This is a genomic window from Streptomyces sp. NPDC104309 (assembly GCF_055584025.1).
On the sequence record NZ_JBVJMV010000030.1, the window covers coordinates 1 to 13,511 of the forward strand.

The 13,511-nt window shown below is 70.9% G+C and carries 10 protein-coding genes and 1 pseudogene; 3 read left to right on the plus strand and 8 right to left on the minus strand.

Annotation, left to right across the window (positions count from 1 at the left end):
* Positions 1 to 296: 296 nt before the first annotated feature.
* The 4 genes and pseudogenes from ACZ68L_RS32485 to ACZ68L_RS32500 all read right to left on the minus strand — a co-directional run bounded on the left by ACZ68L_RS32485 (position 297) and on the right by ACZ68L_RS32500 (position 4,173).
* Positions 297 to 704, minus strand: coding sequence for a hypothetical protein (locus ACZ68L_RS32485; protein WP_469584146.1), 408 nt, complete (start codon positions 702 to 704; stop codon positions 297 to 299).
* 1,270 nt (positions 705 to 1,974) lie between these two features.
* Positions 1,975 to 2,313: pseudogene (locus ACZ68L_RS32490) on the minus strand (DUF4345 domain-containing protein); the annotation flags it as partial.
* A 49-nt stretch (positions 2,314 to 2,362) separates the two neighbouring features.
* Positions 2,363 to 3,043 (minus strand): phosphotransferase, encoded by a 681-nt coding sequence (locus ACZ68L_RS32495; RefSeq protein WP_469584150.1) that lies wholly within the window; start codon positions 3,041 to 3,043, stop codon positions 2,363 to 2,365.
* A 38-nt stretch (positions 3,044 to 3,081) separates the two neighbouring features.
* On the minus strand, positions 3,082 to 4,173 hold the full coding sequence (locus tag ACZ68L_RS32500) for a DUF2804 domain-containing protein (RefSeq protein ID WP_469584155.1): 1,092 nt from the start codon (positions 4,171 to 4,173) through the stop codon (positions 3,082 to 3,084).
* A gap of 127 nt (positions 4,174 to 4,300) precedes the next feature.
* On the opposite strand from ACZ68L_RS32500, the gene ACZ68L_RS32505 reads away from it, so the two are divergent.
* The 3 genes from ACZ68L_RS32505 (at position 4,301) to ACZ68L_RS32515 (ending at position 7,334) form a co-directional block, all read left to right on the plus strand.
* Positions 4,301 to 5,662: an alpha-lytic protease prodomain-containing protein gene (locus ACZ68L_RS32505; RefSeq protein WP_469584159.1), complete on the plus strand. Its 1,362-nt coding sequence runs from the start codon at positions 4,301 to 4,303 to the stop codon at positions 5,660 to 5,662.
* A 238-nt stretch (positions 5,663 to 5,900) separates the two neighbouring features.
* Complete coding sequence (locus ACZ68L_RS32510; protein ID WP_469584162.1) at positions 5,901 to 6,743, plus strand: dioxygenase family protein; 843 nt, start codon at positions 5,901 to 5,903, stop codon at positions 6,741 to 6,743.
* Positions 6,744 to 7,088: 345 nt separating this feature from the next.
* The gene (locus ACZ68L_RS32515; RefSeq protein ID WP_469584166.1) at positions 7,089 to 7,334 is read left to right on the plus strand and encodes a hypothetical protein; all 246 of its coding nucleotides are present in this window, start codon (positions 7,089 to 7,091) and stop codon (positions 7,332 to 7,334) included.
* A gap of 18 nt (positions 7,335 to 7,352) precedes the next feature.
* Here ACZ68L_RS32515 and ACZ68L_RS32520 read toward each other — a convergent pair whose 3' ends face one another.
* From ACZ68L_RS32520 to ACZ68L_RS32535, 4 genes are all read right to left on the minus strand, one after another.
* Positions 7,353 to 9,047, minus strand: a complete 1,695-nt coding sequence (locus ACZ68L_RS32520) for a bifunctional 3'-5' exonuclease/DNA polymerase (protein ID WP_469584169.1) — start codon at positions 9,045 to 9,047, stop codon at positions 7,353 to 7,355.
* Between the two features lie 364 nt (positions 9,048 to 9,411).
* On the minus strand, positions 9,412 to 10,467 hold the full coding sequence (locus ACZ68L_RS32525; protein ID WP_469584172.1) for a type III polyketide synthase: 1,056 nt from the start codon (positions 10,465 to 10,467) through the stop codon (positions 9,412 to 9,414).
* Positions 10,468 to 10,909: 442 nt separating this feature from the next.
* The gene (locus tag ACZ68L_RS32530; protein ID WP_469584176.1) at positions 10,910 to 12,115 is read right to left on the minus strand and encodes a cytochrome P450; all 1,206 of its coding nucleotides are present in this window, start codon (positions 12,113 to 12,115) and stop codon (positions 10,910 to 10,912) included.
* Between the two features lie 267 nt (positions 12,116 to 12,382).
* Positions 12,383 to 13,387, minus strand: a complete 1,005-nt coding sequence (locus ACZ68L_RS32535; RefSeq protein WP_469584181.1) for a DUF1259 domain-containing protein — start codon at positions 13,385 to 13,387, stop codon at positions 12,383 to 12,385.
* Positions 13,388 to 13,511: the final 124 nt, after the last annotated feature.

The window sequence follows — 13,511 nt, forward strand, 5'->3', positions numbered from 1 at the left end:
ACCGTCCTGCGGGCCCGCCAGCTCGACACCGGGAAAGCAGAAACGGATCCTCCCAGCTCATCCACCTCAGCCTCGCCGAGATCAGACGCCTGATCAACCGCCTCACCAACCGACGGCCCGCACCCATCGACCACATCCTGCACTGGTCAACCTGGCGCCGAAAACGACAACACCAAGCCCACACCAGCCACTACAAACAACGAGGACACGCTCCACCGACTGACTACTCGTCACGACAAACACCGTTGCAGTACTAGGGTGGCCGCAAGCTGGGCGGGCCGAAGCCCCAGTACGCGTCAGCCGGCATCGTCCCGTTGGCCATCCGTGGCCGTACGGGGGCCCTCGAGCTCGACCATGGCATCAGCCAGGCGCAGAATGCCGGCATCACCCCGGCAGGCTGCAGGAGTGTAGATGGCGCCGGGAATGGCAACGGCCGACGTGGTCAACAGTCCACCAAGCTCGTCCACCAGGTGGCCCTTCGCCCAGCGGATGCGGTATTTGCCCCCGGGGCGGCGGGAGTACTCGGTGACGGCGTCGTGGGCGAAGGTAGACCACCACAGGTGCCCACGGGTGATCAGGGCGCTGCGCAAGGCGGTGCAGGGGGTGGGAGCCCAGTAGTGGGCGAAGCTCTCCTCGGCCGACGTAATGTGCGTGGCATCCTTCAGCAGTTGCCGCCCCTGCTCGGTCTCGTTGAGCAGCTGCATGTCCCAACCCCCCCAACTGCTCCCTACTGTCCTGAAACTCCAGGCGGCCACCGGTAGGCAGGTGCCGCATCAGGAGGCTACGGCGGCCGGCCTTTTCCAGGCGAAGCCCCGGAAGGCCGGTGAGCTCGGCGGGCTTGTCCGATGCCGCGGTGAGTGTCGGCAGGAGGTAGCGCGCCACGCGGGCAGCGCAGGACAGACGCAGAACGAGCCGGTCCGGGCGTGGCAGCACGACGCTGTAGTACAACAGCAATTCCGGGAAGGTGCGCCCGCTCATGCGGTCGAAGGCGTGCTCGCGGTGGCGGCTGAACAGACAGAGCTGCAGCATCGCTTGGAAGATCTGCTGGGACGGGTCTGGAGTGTCCAGGTGAAGCCGTCCGGCCGGATCGAGCAGAGGCTTCAGATCGTGGGCACTCAGGTCGAGCAGTCGGCGGCACTGCGCGCGGCAGGCTTTGTCGTTGGCGTAGGGCATGACGGGCCTATCCTCGAATGGAGGTGCTGCCCGGTCAGCGGGAGGAAAGCCGTCTTGGCTGTGATTGGCGTCGCGAGGAGACGGGGTATCGCACCCTTTGGCCCGTGGCGGACCCGTCCCGGGAGGGGTCCTCGACCGCCAGCCGGTCTCCGCGGCTGTGTCGGCACACCGTATCGGGTCAACGGGGGTGCCATGCTGCGGGACACGCCGAGTCGAAGGAGACTCTGGCGGCGGGCCTGGGCGATGCTGAACGATCGAGGTTGACCGTTAGAAAGAAGGCGTGCCCAGCTGCGGAGCGCCGATGCAGGGAGCGCTTGTTGGGTCTCTACAAGCGTACGAGGCTGGGTGACCGGATGAGCATCCGTGGTGCCAGCGAGCCAGCGGGTGGTCACTACGTGGTGAGCGGTGAGGTGCGCCGGTGGACAGCCGGTGGACAGACGCCTTTGGACGGTGCATGACGAGGCAGCACGACCCAACCCGGTGCACCTATTCTGATCAGCGGAAACGTCACGAGGCGGCAGCATCCAGCACCGGGCAATATGATCGCTCACGGTCTCGTAATGCGTAGGTCTCGGGTTCGAATCCCGAAGGCGGCTCGGAATTACCCCAGGACTCACTCGCCGTGACCTGGGGTTTTTTCATGCCCGGGGCGTGACGGAACGGACCGGCGAACCGGTGATCCATGAACCCGCGTGAGGTGGGGAGTTCCGGTGGCGGTGCGTCGTGGCCGGGAGGGTGAAACGGGGGCGCCGCTCGGTCCTGTGCCCGCGAGACCGCGTGCGACAGCGTCGTCGACGCCACCCGTTCATCCGCGTCCGCCGGCCAGAAGTACACAGGCGGCAGGATGAGTTCGATCGCGGCCGGCACCAGCTGGGACGAGTTCGGCCACCCCGCCACGAGCGACGGCAGGCGACTGAGTCCACCCAGCAGGAAGACACCCGACAGCCACCGCACCGCGCGTGCCGGGACGGGTGTCCGGCGGGCGGTCCACAGCCACGCCAGACCGTACCCGGCGTAGACCGCTCCGAAGACGCGGCCCAGGCTGTCCACTGTCGCACCGGCCGCGTGGGCGCCCGGAATCGCGGCGTTTCCCAGCACCGGCCCTGGAATTCGGCCGAGCGGTGTCGTCGGGGTGGTCACCCTCGTGGTGACCTCGGCCGGAACCCGGGCCGGGGTGCGGCGCGTCGGTTCACCGTGTCAGCTCGGTGATCAGTGACGTCGCCCGGTCGATGAGAGCCACCTCGTGCGCGCTCATCGTCGGGTTGGCGGCGCGCCGGGAGGCGGCTTCGGCGAGGTGGTGGGCAGGTATGCCGCCGGAGGCGGAGAGGTGCGGGACCAGGGCGTCCAGCAGGGCGCGGGCACCCGCCGACGCGGGGGACCGGGGATCGACCGCGACCTGGGCGAGGATCAGGGACGACATGGCCCGGTCGACGGCCGGCACGCCCTCCCCGGTGTTGCTCCAGTCGATCACCACCGGGCCCCGGGGCGTCAGCATCACGTTGTCCGGGTGCAGGTCGAGATGGAGGATCCGGTCCCCGGGGTGCGGGGAGAGCCGGGCCGGGACGGTATGGAGTTCGGCGAGGAGGGCGGCCAGCATGGCGCCGGCCTCGGCCGCGGAGAGGTCTCCGGTCAGCAGGGACCGCAGCATCGTCGGACCGGTCAGACGCTGCAGCATCAGGTCGCAGCGAGCCGTTTCGGCGTCACGGGGGCCGAGCCGGGGGACCGGGTAGCCGTGGGCGCTGAGGTAGGACATGACCGTCCATTCATGGGTGGCGTCCATTCCGTCGCGGTAACGGCGCAGGACCCATTTCTCGTCGAGCGCGTACACATCCGCGGACCGCCCGGTACCCAGAAGCTCACCTGTTCGCATGGATCGAACCTATGGGCACCGGCGGCGGCAAGGGGAGATCACCAGCGCATATGGACGTCCTCGGCCCAGCCGAGGAGCTGATCCACGGCGATCTCGCGGCCCTCGTCGTCCCGGACGAGACCGGTGTAGTGGCCGAAGCACTGGTCGGTGCGGTTGGCGATCAGACCGGCGTCGGTGCGGGTGGAGCGGTTGTGGAAAGGGGTGAACGTCAGGTCCACCGCGGGCCGGTCGCCCGCGGACGTGACGGTCCACGGCGCCATGAAGTCGGTGGGTGACCAGCACCACTCCAACTCCTCGCCGATCTTGGTGAGTCGACCGTCCACGCAGAGCGCGTTCTCGGTCGCGCCCGTGCCCCGGGTCCAGCGGCCGCCGAACTGCAGCCCCACCGTGTGGCCGCCCGTGCGCCCCGAGGCGGCCCCCCAGTTCCAGTCGACCGAGCGCGGCCAGCGCCCCCGGCCGTGGTCGAGCACGGCCCAGGCGTCCTCACCGAACTCCAGGACCCTGTCACCGATCCGGACCGTACCCGAGGCGGGGCGGGCCGTGTGCTTCGACGTGTACTGGAAGCGGCGTCCGCTCCACGGCACGACGACGGACAACGTCTCGTGACCGACGGGCAGAGAGGCGAAGAGGTCGACCTCCACGGTTTCCACGGCCTCCTCGGTTCCCCGCGTGCCTCTGCTGCCCCGCGGTCCGCGAGGCGTCAGGCAACGGGCCCGCAGCCGGGTGCCCCCGTCCTCCGCACGGATCTCGATCCTGACCCTGCCGCCGGTGGGGCGCCGCGGACCGACCACCACGGCGGGTGAGCCGGCCGCGCCCGCGATCACTTCCGGGAGACGGACGCCGCGCCCGCCGGGAACGATCGCGGTGCGCTCGAACTCGCGCCCCTGCGGCCCGTATTCCAGTACGTACACCGTGTTCAGGGCCAGGAAGTCGAGGTCGCTCACCGTCAGCGCGACGAGATGGGTCGGGGTGGTCACGCACCAGTACTCCCAGCGCTTGGTCCGCCCCCAGCCCCGGAGATTCGCCCGGTGCAGCGGCTGTCTGGACCAGCCGCGGGCCGCCGGGTTCAGCCGGCCGTCCGGCAGGCACAGGTCGACGGGCTCGGTGATCTCGTGCTCATGCGTGGCCATGCGCGGAGCCTAAGGGCTTTCGGTCAACGGCCCCATAACGTGAAGTGAGGGGGAGAACGGGATCTCCTGAGGGTGACGTGTACGCGGCTACGTTGGCGGCAATTCCCCCGAAGTCAAGGAGAGTTCCGTGGAGAGAACCATCCTCCGCAGACGTGCCCTGGCCGCGTGCACCGCCACCGTGGCCGTCGGTGTGCTCGCGCTGGCCGGTCTGACCGGCAGCGCGTTTGCCGATCCCGCTCCCCACTTTCCCACCCCCGCCGCCGCGGGCACCGGACAGCTCTCGCCCGGTCTGCTGCAGGCCATGCGGCGCGATCTCGGACTGACCGCCTCCGAGGCGCGCGACAGGATCGGCCACGAGTCCCGGGCGGCGGCCGTCGCCGCCGGGCTGCGGCACTCCCTCGGCGCGGACTTCGCCGGGGCCCGGGTGCGCGGTGACGACGCCTCCCTGACCGTCGCCACCACCGATCCGACGGACACCGACCGGATCCGCCGGGCCGGCGCCCGGCCCGTCGTCGTCGAGCACAGCCTGGCCGAACTCGACGCGGCGAAGGCTGCGTTGGACCGGGTCGCGCTGCACAAGGCCCCGGAGGGCATACCCGTCTGGTACGTCGACATGGCCACCAACCGCGTGGTCGTGCGGGCCGCCCGCGTCTCGGCCGCCGATGCCTTCCTCGCCTCGGCGGACGTGCCGCTCGGGGTGGTGACGGTGAGCCGGTCGGCCGAGAGGCCCCGTACCTTCACGGATCTGCGGGGCGGTGACGCGTACTACATGAACGGCTCCGGGCGCTGTTCCACCGGCTTCCCCGTGAAGCGCGGCAGCGGCCAGTCCGGTTTCGTCAGCGCCGGTCACTGCGGAACACCCGGGGTCAGCACCAGCGGCTACAACCAGCAGGCCCAGGGCTCCTTCCAGGGCTCCACCTTCCCCGGCCGCGACTACTCCTGGGTCGCCACCCACACCAACTGGACGCCGCGTGCCCTGGTCAACGGTTACGGCAACGGCGATGTGACGGTCACCGGATCCACCGAGGCGCTGGAGGGTTCGTCGGTCTGCCGCTCGGGCTCGACGACCGGCTGGCACTGCGGAACGGTGCAGCAGCGCAACACCAGCGTCACCTACCAGGAGGGCACCGTCTCCGGCGTCACCCGCACCAATGTGTGCGCCGAACCGGGCGACTCCGGCGGTTCGTTCATCTCCGGCAGCCAGGCGCAGGGCGTCACCTCCGGCGGCTCCGGCAACTGCTCCCAGGGCGGTACGACGTACTTCCAGCCGGTGAACCCGGCGCTCCAGGCGTACGGACTCACCCTGGTCACCAGCGGCTCCCCGACCGACCCGCCCACCGATCCGGGCGGCAGCTGGGCGGCGGGGACCACGTACGCGGCGGGCGACGTCGTGACGTACGGCTCCAGCGGTTACCGCTGCCTGCAGGCGCACTTGGCGCAGCCCGGCTGGACGCCGCCGAACGTGCCGGCGCTCTGGCAGCAGCTGTAGGCCGACACGCCCCAGGGCCTCTCGTCCGGATCACACCGCGCCGGCACGCCCTGGTGGGACGGTGGCGCCGATCCGGCCCGATCCGAACGGAAGGCCCCGGCCCCGGCGGCCCTGGGCGAGGCCGCCGCCGAATGCCGCGCCCGCCCGGCTCGCGCTCCGGCCTCCCGGCCGGGCGGCGCGCACCCCGCTCCGCTCTATGTCATGCACGTGCCCTTCCCCCCATCCCGAGGAATCAGCCATGACCCCAGAAGTGACCGAAGGTTCCGGCGACGACCGCCGGATCAGCCGCAAGCCCCTCCTCAAGGCCGCTCTCGTCGTCGGCACCGTCCCGCTGCTCGCCGGCGGTGGCGTCGCGCTGGCGCGCGACGCCGGTACCAGGGGCCGGCCCCTGGCCCCCACCCCGAACTGCGACGACGGCGACGGCCCGACCCACGAGCAGATCGAGGGGCCCTACTTCAAGCCCAACTCCCCGCTCCGTACGAGCCTGGTGACCGGCAGCACGCCCGGTGTCCGGCTGACCGTCAGCGGTTATGTCTTCGGGCGGGCCTGCAAGCCCATCCCCGGAGTGCTCCTCGACTTCTGGCAGGCCGACACCAACGGCGCGTACGACATGAGCGGATACGCGTTCCGCGGCCACCAGTTCACCGATCAGTCGGGGGCCTTCACCCTGACCACGATCGTGCCGGGGCTGTACCCGGGCCGAACGAGGCACATCCATGTCAAGGCCCAGGCTCCCGGCTCGGGCATCCTGACCACCCAGCTGTACTTCCCCGACGAGCCGCGCAACAACACGGACACCCTCTTCGACCCGGCGCTCCTCATGAACGTCCGGGCCGTCGGCTCCGCCAAGGAAGGGACCTTCGACTTCGTCCTCGACGTCGCCCAGGACCCGACCGATCCGACCGATCCGCCCACCGATCCGCCGACCGACCCGCCCGGCTCCACCTGGGCGGCCGGGACGCTCTACAACGCGGGAGACCGCGTCACGTACGGCGGGGTCGCGTACCGCTGTCTGCAGGGGCACTCGGCCATGGCCGGCTGGGAACCGCCGAACGTCCCCGCGCTGTGGGAACGCGGGTAGACACGCAGCACGGCGGAGGCGCACCACCCCCGCGCGGGCGTGCCCCGGGGTTTCCCTCGCGGGGCGCGCGCCGCGCCCGGTCCGGGCCGAAGCTTCTCCTCCGGTCCGGGCCCTTCCGCATCCACGGCAGGACACGGACACGCACATGGGCACGGACATGGGCACGGACATGGCACGGGCACGGACATGAGTGCGGGTGCAGATGCGGCCGTGGGTGTGGCTGTGGGTGCGGCTGCGGCTGAGCCCGGCCGAGGGGCGTCCTTCCGGCCGCGGAGTAGCCTGGATGTGTACGGCTCCCGATGAGCCGCTTCTGTCGGCCTGCGCGTCGAAGGGGGCCGGTATCGCATGGACACCCTGGTCACTGTCGTGGTCGTCCTCGTGATGATCGCGATCGCGGCGTTCGTCATCCATCGGCTCAATGCCCGGCATCGTCATCAGCATCTGCGTCCCGCGCACTACGACCACGGGCTGGCCGGCTTCGGCGAACAGGCCGCTCCGGGCGCCCGGCCCGCGCCGGGACCCGATGCGCGGCCGGGCACGGGTGAACAACGGGGGCACGGGGAGTCCGGCACGCCCGGCTCCGGTGCGTGAGCGGGTGGCGGGGGCAGGCTACTTCGCGTCCGAATAGCGCTCCACCACCGCCGTCGTGAACGGAAAACGCACCGGTGTGTCGCCGAAGACGGTCCGTCCGGCGATGTCACCGGCCGACCGGATCGCCTCCACGACCGCCTCGGCCTCCTCCCGCGGACAGTGCACGATCACCTCGTCGTGCTGGAAGAAGACCAACTCGGCCCGGAGCCCGGCGGAGCGGAGCGACTGGCGGAGGGCTGCGAGGAGCAGCAGCGCCCAGTCCGCGGCGCTGCCCTGCACCACGAAGTTGCGGGTGAAGCGGCCCCGCGCGCGGGCATGGGACGATGCGTGGCCCGGGGCGAACTCGCCGTCGCCGGAAAGCTGTTCGACGCTCTCCTGCGGAATGCCGGCCTCGTCGTCGTCCCCGCTCTCGGCCGCGGGCGGACTGGTCCGGCCCAGATACGTCCGTACGAGGCGCCCCTCCTCGCCTGCTTTCGCGGCGTCGTCGACATAGGCCACGGCCAGCGGGAATCTTCGGCGCAGGGCGGCCAGATTCTTCAGGCCGTCGCCCGAGGTCTGGCCGTAGATCGCGCCCAGCAGGGCGAGTTTGGCGTGGTCCCGGTCGCCGTGGAAGGCCCGGTCCGACAGCGCCGTGTAGAGATCGCCGTCATGGCTCGCCACCTCCATCAGACCGCGGTCGCGGGAGATCGCGGCCAGGACCCTGGGTTCCATCTGGTCGGCGTCCGCCACGACCAGGCGCCAGCCCTCGTCGGCGACGACCGCCTGCCGTATCACCTTGGGGATCTGCAGCGCCCCTCCGCCGTTGGTCGTCCAGCGCCCGCTGACCGTGCCGCCCGGCTGGTACTCGGGGCGGAAACGCCCGTCGCGCACCCAGTCCTGGAGCCAGCTCCAGCCGTGTGCCGTCCAGATCCGGTACAGCTTCTTGTACCGGACGAGGGGCTCCACCGCGGGATGGTCCAGCTCCTCCAGTTCCCAGCGCCGAGTGGACTTCACCCTGATGCCGGCCTGCGCGAAGGCCTTCACGACGTCGGCGGGGAGGTCGGGGCGGACCCGTCTGCCGAAGGCGGCCGACACCTCGTCGGCCAGCTCGGCCAGCCTGCGCGGCTCGCCGCCGCCCGCGTAGCGCTCGCCGAGCAGTTCCTGGAGCACGTCCCGGTGGACATCGGCGCGCCAGGGGAGACCGGAACGGTTCATCTCGGCGGCGACCAGCATGCCGGCCGATTCGGCGGCCGTCAGCAGGCGCATCCGGCCCGGGTGCGCGGTGGCGTCATGGCGGCGGAGTTGGTCCGCGTAGACCTGGAGGAGGTCGTCGAACGGCAGGTCGGTGCCGGACTGCGGCTCGAAGAGGGAGGACTGCGAACCGGGCTCGGCGGACCGCGGCGGCGGGTCGGGGGGAACGGGGGCGCTGTGCAGACGGGCGTGGGCGGCCGCCGCGGAGCGGGGTTCGCCGAGACGGCCCTCGTGGCCGAGGAGGAGGGATTCGGCGACCTCGACGTCGTAACAGCGGGTCACGGGGACGCCCGCCGCGAGCAGGCGCGGGTAGATCTCGGCGGTGGACCGCCAGACCCAGCGGGTGACCTCCGGGCGGGAGCGGACGGCCTCCACGAGGTCCGCTTCGGTCAGGACCGGGGCGGTGGGCAGGCCGGCGGAGTCCAGCGGGGCGAGCAGGGCGCCGCCGGTCTCCGTGGCAGCCAGAGCCCAACGTTCGGTCATGTGGCCGAGTCTGGCACCCGGCACTGACAGGGGGCGGTGGCGCGGGTCGGGCGGGAAGCCGGGACCGTGCGAGTCGGCGGGAAGCCGGGGACCGCGTGGGGCGGCGCGGGGCGGGACACGGCGCAGCGCGGGGCGGGACACGGCGCAGGCCGGGGCGGGACACGGCGCAGGCCGGGGCGGAACCTCGCGCGGCGCGGACCGTCGCGCGAGGTTCCGCCCCGCCCCGTCCAGCCCCTCCCGGTGCCGGGGCCCGTCCCCGCGGCCCGTCGCCGGATCGCCGGATTCCCGGATTGCCGGATTCCCGGATCCCCGTCCCCGGATCCCCGGGCCCCGCGGGTCCTCGCATGCCGGGGCGGGCCGAGGTCTAATCGGGGTCCGTCGTCCAGGTGCCCAGGGAGATCTCGGCGGTGATGCCGGGGCCGAAGCCGGCCATCAGTCCGCGGTGGCCGTCGAGGGCCGAAGCCTCGTCGAACATCCGGCCGAGGGCGTCGAGCACGACCGCGCTGGCTATGTTGCCGTACTCGGTCAGCGTGGCCCGGCTGAAGCGGAACGCTTCGGGCGGCACGTCGAGGAAGCGGCTCAGATCGTCCAGGATGCGCGGGCCGCCCGCGTGGATGATGTAGAAGTCCATCTTGCCCGCGTTCCAATGGTGTTCCTCCGCCACGGCGTTCAGGGCCGGAGCGAGGGGCTCCATGGTTCCGGGAACACGCTTGTCGAGCTGGAAGTGGAACCCGGTGGACCGCACCGCGTAGGAGATCCAGTCCTCGGTGTCCGGAATGATGAACGAGCCGTTGCGTTCCAGGCGGACCCCGGTGCCGCCGCGGCCCCGCAGCACCACGGCGGCTATGCCGTCGCCGAACAGGCCGTTGGACAACAGGGATCCGACACCCACGTCGGTGGGCTGGTAGCACAGCGAGCAGAACTCGCAGGCGACGACCAGCACGTTGGCGTCGGGGTAGGCCCTGCAGAAGTCGTGGGCCCGGTTGACCGCCGCACCGCCCGCCGCACAGCCGAGTTGGGCGATCGGCAGCTGGCGCGTCTCCGGGCGGAAGCCCATCTCCCCGATGAGCCACGCCGTCGGCGGGGGCATCATGAAGCCGGTGCAGGAGACGTACACGATCAAGTCGATCTGCCGCGGCTCCACTTCGGCCTGGTCGAGTGCCTGGCGCACCACCGCCGGCACCCGGGCCTTGGTGTGCTCCTCGTACGTGATGCTGCGGGCGTCGAAGCCCGGGTGCTGCAACACCTTCTCGATCGGCTGGATCAGGTGCCGTTTCTGCACCCCGGTGTGTTCGATGAGCCGAAGAACCAGGTCGATCTGCGGATGGTCGCCGTGCAACCGTCGCGCCAGCTCAAGGGTTTCCTCGTTGGTGATGACGTACTCGGGAACCGCGATGGCCGGCTTGCAGAGAACCGCCATGGAACTCCTCCTAGCGGACTTGGTCCACACCGCCGGGCCCGGGACGGTCACGGGGGCGTCCGCCGACGCGGGAACGGCCACCACGGCCCCGTACGCGCGGCGCGGTACAGGGCTTCGGTGGATTCCTGCGCCGGGTTCGGTACCCCTGGAACGGGCGCGGACGGGCCGACCGTCGAAAGACTGAGTTCTAGCCGTTCGTGGGCGGACGTTGATCGGTCATTGATCGAACGTTGATCCGCCACGGCTGGGTGGCCGTCGGAACCACGTTACGGCAGGCCGATCGGGGCCGCATGTCGAGCCGGTGCGGGCGGGGCGCCGAAGCGCGGCAGGGCGCCCGACGTCCCGGGACCGTGCCGGGTCGCCGGGCGCCCTGCCGCGACTCGTCATCCAGGACAGTCGCAGTCCGTGCGCGGAGGTCCGGTGCGCTGCCCGACCGCCCCCGTCACCAGCTGACGGGCAGTTCCAGGGGGTAGCGCCAGATCGAGGTCTTGTTCCAGCGCACCTCCTCGGGCGGTGTGGCCAGCTTCAGAGCGGGGAAGCGCTTCAACAGGGTCCCGATGGCGACCTGGAGCTCCGTGGCGGCGAGCGGCGCGCCGAGGCAGTGGTGTCCGCCCCAGCCGAACGTCATGTGGGACGGATTCTCGCGCTCCAGATCCAGCTCGTCGGGCCGGTCGAACTTCCGTGGGTCGCGGTTGGCCGTCAGATAGGAGACATGCACGATGTCGCCTTCCCGGATCCTCACCCCGCTGAGCTCCACGTCCTCGGTGGCGACCCGAGGGATGCCGACGCCCTTGCGGAAGGGGATGAAGCGCAGCAGCTCCTCGATGGCCTGCGGGAGCATGTCGGGTCGCTCGCGCAGCATCGCGAGCTCGTCGGGCCTGGTGAGCAGCGTGTAGGAGATGTTCCCGAGCTCGTACGTGGTGGTGTCCTGGCCGGTGATCATCAGGACCATGGCCATGACGGTCAGTTCCTGGTCGTTGAGGATCTCGTCCCCGTCGCGCGCCGTGGCCAGCGCGCTGATCAGGTCGTCGCCCGGGTTCGCGCGCCGCTGTGCCGTCAACGTCTGGAAATAGGCGCGGAGTTCGGCCTTGGACCGGATCGCGTTGTCCCGGTTCTCGACGGTCGTGTCCATCATGGTCCGGGCGTGGACGCGCAGTTGCGCGCGGTCGGACTCGGGAATGTCGAGGACTTCGCAGATGGTGGTCAGGGGCAGCGGGGCCGCCAGGTGCTCGAAGAGGTCGGCGGGGGCGCCGTGCTCCTCCATCCGGTCGAACAGCTCGTCCACGACGTGCTGGGTACGCACTTTCATGCGCTCCATGTGACGCGGCGCGAAGCCCTTGGAGATCAGGCTCCGCAGCCGGCTGCTGCCCGGCGGGTCCATCACGTTGATGGCCTCGTCCTGGACGATCGGCTCAGGGGTCATGCGCGGAAAGTTCCGGCCGATGATGGCGCTCCGGCTGAAGCGCCGGTCGGTGGTGACCGTGCGCACGTCGTCGTAGCCGGTGACGAGCCATGCTTCGCCGTCACCGTGCGGCAGCCGGATGCGGGAGACGGGTTCTTCGGTCATCAAGTGCCTGAGCACCGGGTCGAATTCGAGGGCCTCGGCGTAGTCGAACGGGCAGTACCGTGCGCCGGCGACTGGTTCCATACGGAGCTCCAGAGGGGGATCTGACGGGTGGTTCGAGGAATGGGCGGGCTGGACGGGACATGGGTGCCCGGTCGTCCGCGCGGACACGCGCCGCTCCGGGCCGATTGGTCCATATGAAGAACGGATTCGGTGGCGGGGATCGCTGGACCGGCGCAATCGGTCCGGCGACCCCGGCCGGCCGGTGGGGGCAGGGCCGAGGGGACGGCGGGGGCCGGTGGGGGCCCGGCAGCCGGGGAGGACCGGCGCGTCCGGCGTGCGGTGCCGTCCTCAGCCGGACGGTACGACGTTGGTCGCGTCCACCGCGGGGCGCAGCGCCCGTGCCAGCTCGACGCCGTCACCCACGGCCCAGAAGTGGGTGAAGAACAGGCGGGGGGCCTCCGCCAGGTGGTGGTTGTGCAGCTCGACGAGTTCGATCCCGCCGCGTCGCAGGGCCTTCAGTACGTGCGGAACCTCGTCGGTGAGCATGGCGCAGTCGCCGCTGAGCGCGGCACGCCCGCCACCCAGCGGCTGGAAGTTGAACGCGGTGGTCGACCCCAGACCGGGCGGCAGGATCAGATGGCCGTCCGCGATGGTCTCGCGCCGAACGAAGATGATTTTGTAGAGCCCGTCCTCGACGGAACCCTTGGCGTCGAGCGTCGCCTCCATGCCCGCGACGTCCAGGTCGACCGTGGTCGCGGGGCCGGGCGGCACGGCGGGCGGGGTTCCGGTGCGGTCGAATCCGGCGCGCAGACCGCGGGCCAGGGCCACCGCGTCGTGGCCGTGTGCGTGGACATGGGTCCACCAGAGGTCGGGGATCTGGGAGAGCAGGTGCTTGTGGAGCGCGGTCTGCTCGATTCCGTGCGCCTGCCAGGCGTCGGTCACCCGCTGCAGTTCCTTCTCGGTGACCACCACGTCGCCCATCAGCATCGTGGAGCCGTCGGCGTAACGGACGAAGGCCACATGCGTGCCCAGTGCGAGCCCCGGGGTGACGAGGACGCCTTTGGAGACCACGTGGAGGTCCCGCCGGGGGAAGCCCGTGTGGTACGTCGTTCCGCGCAGCATGTTGCCGCTGCGGCCCAGCGCTCTCGCCACGCCCGCCCAGTCCGCCAGGTCGGTACGCACCGGCTCGATCCGCCCGGTGTGCCCCGTCCCGGGCATCGTCGCGGGCAGGGTGCGAGCGGCGGCGGCGGGCCCTGCCGCGGTCAGCACCGGTGCGAGCGCGGCGGCGGCCAGTACCCGCCGCCGCGACGGGATCGCCCGTGCGTGCGTGTCCTGCTGTCGGTCTCCGGTCATCACTTGATCGCCTCCATGGCGAGATGAAAGCACGCGAAACCTGGATAAAAAGCACGCGAAACCTGGATATAAGGATGAAAGCGGATGCATCGTCAGCGGGTCGGGCTGGATGGACCAATCGCAC

Bases quoted from the DNA above. Each gene is read 5' to 3' on its own strand.
- ACZ68L_RS32535 (WP_469584181.1), bottom strand. From the start codon at position 13,387: ATGACCGGAGACCGACAGCAGGACACGCACGCACGGGCGATCCCGTCG.
- ACZ68L_RS32520 (WP_469584169.1), bottom strand. From the start codon at position 9,047: ATGACCGAACGTTGGGCTCTGGCTGCCACGGAGACCGGCGGCGCCCTG.
- ACZ68L_RS32515 (WP_469584166.1), top strand. From the start codon at position 7,089: ATGGACACCCTGGTCACTGTCGTGGTCGTCCTCGTGATGATCGCGATC.
- ACZ68L_RS32525 (WP_469584172.1), bottom strand. From the start codon at position 10,467: ATGGCGGTTCTCTGCAAGCCGGCCATCGCGGTTCCCGAGTACGTCATC.
- ACZ68L_RS32495 (WP_469584150.1), bottom strand. From the start codon at position 3,043: ATGCGAACAGGTGAGCTTCTGGGTACCGGGCGGTCCGCGGATGTGTAC.
- ACZ68L_RS32485 (WP_469584146.1), bottom strand. From the start codon at position 704: ATGCAGCTGCTCAACGAGACCGAGCAGGGGCGGCAACTGCTGAAGGAT.
- ACZ68L_RS32500 (WP_469584155.1), bottom strand. From the start codon at position 4,173: ATGGCCACGCATGAGCACGAGATCACCGAGCCCGTCGACCTGTGCCTG.
- ACZ68L_RS32510 (WP_469584162.1), top strand. From the start codon at position 5,901: ATGACCCCAGAAGTGACCGAAGGTTCCGGCGACGACCGCCGGATCAGC.
- ACZ68L_RS32530 (WP_469584176.1), bottom strand. From the start codon at position 12,115: ATGGAACCAGTCGCCGGCGCACGGTACTGCCCGTTCGACTACGCCGAG.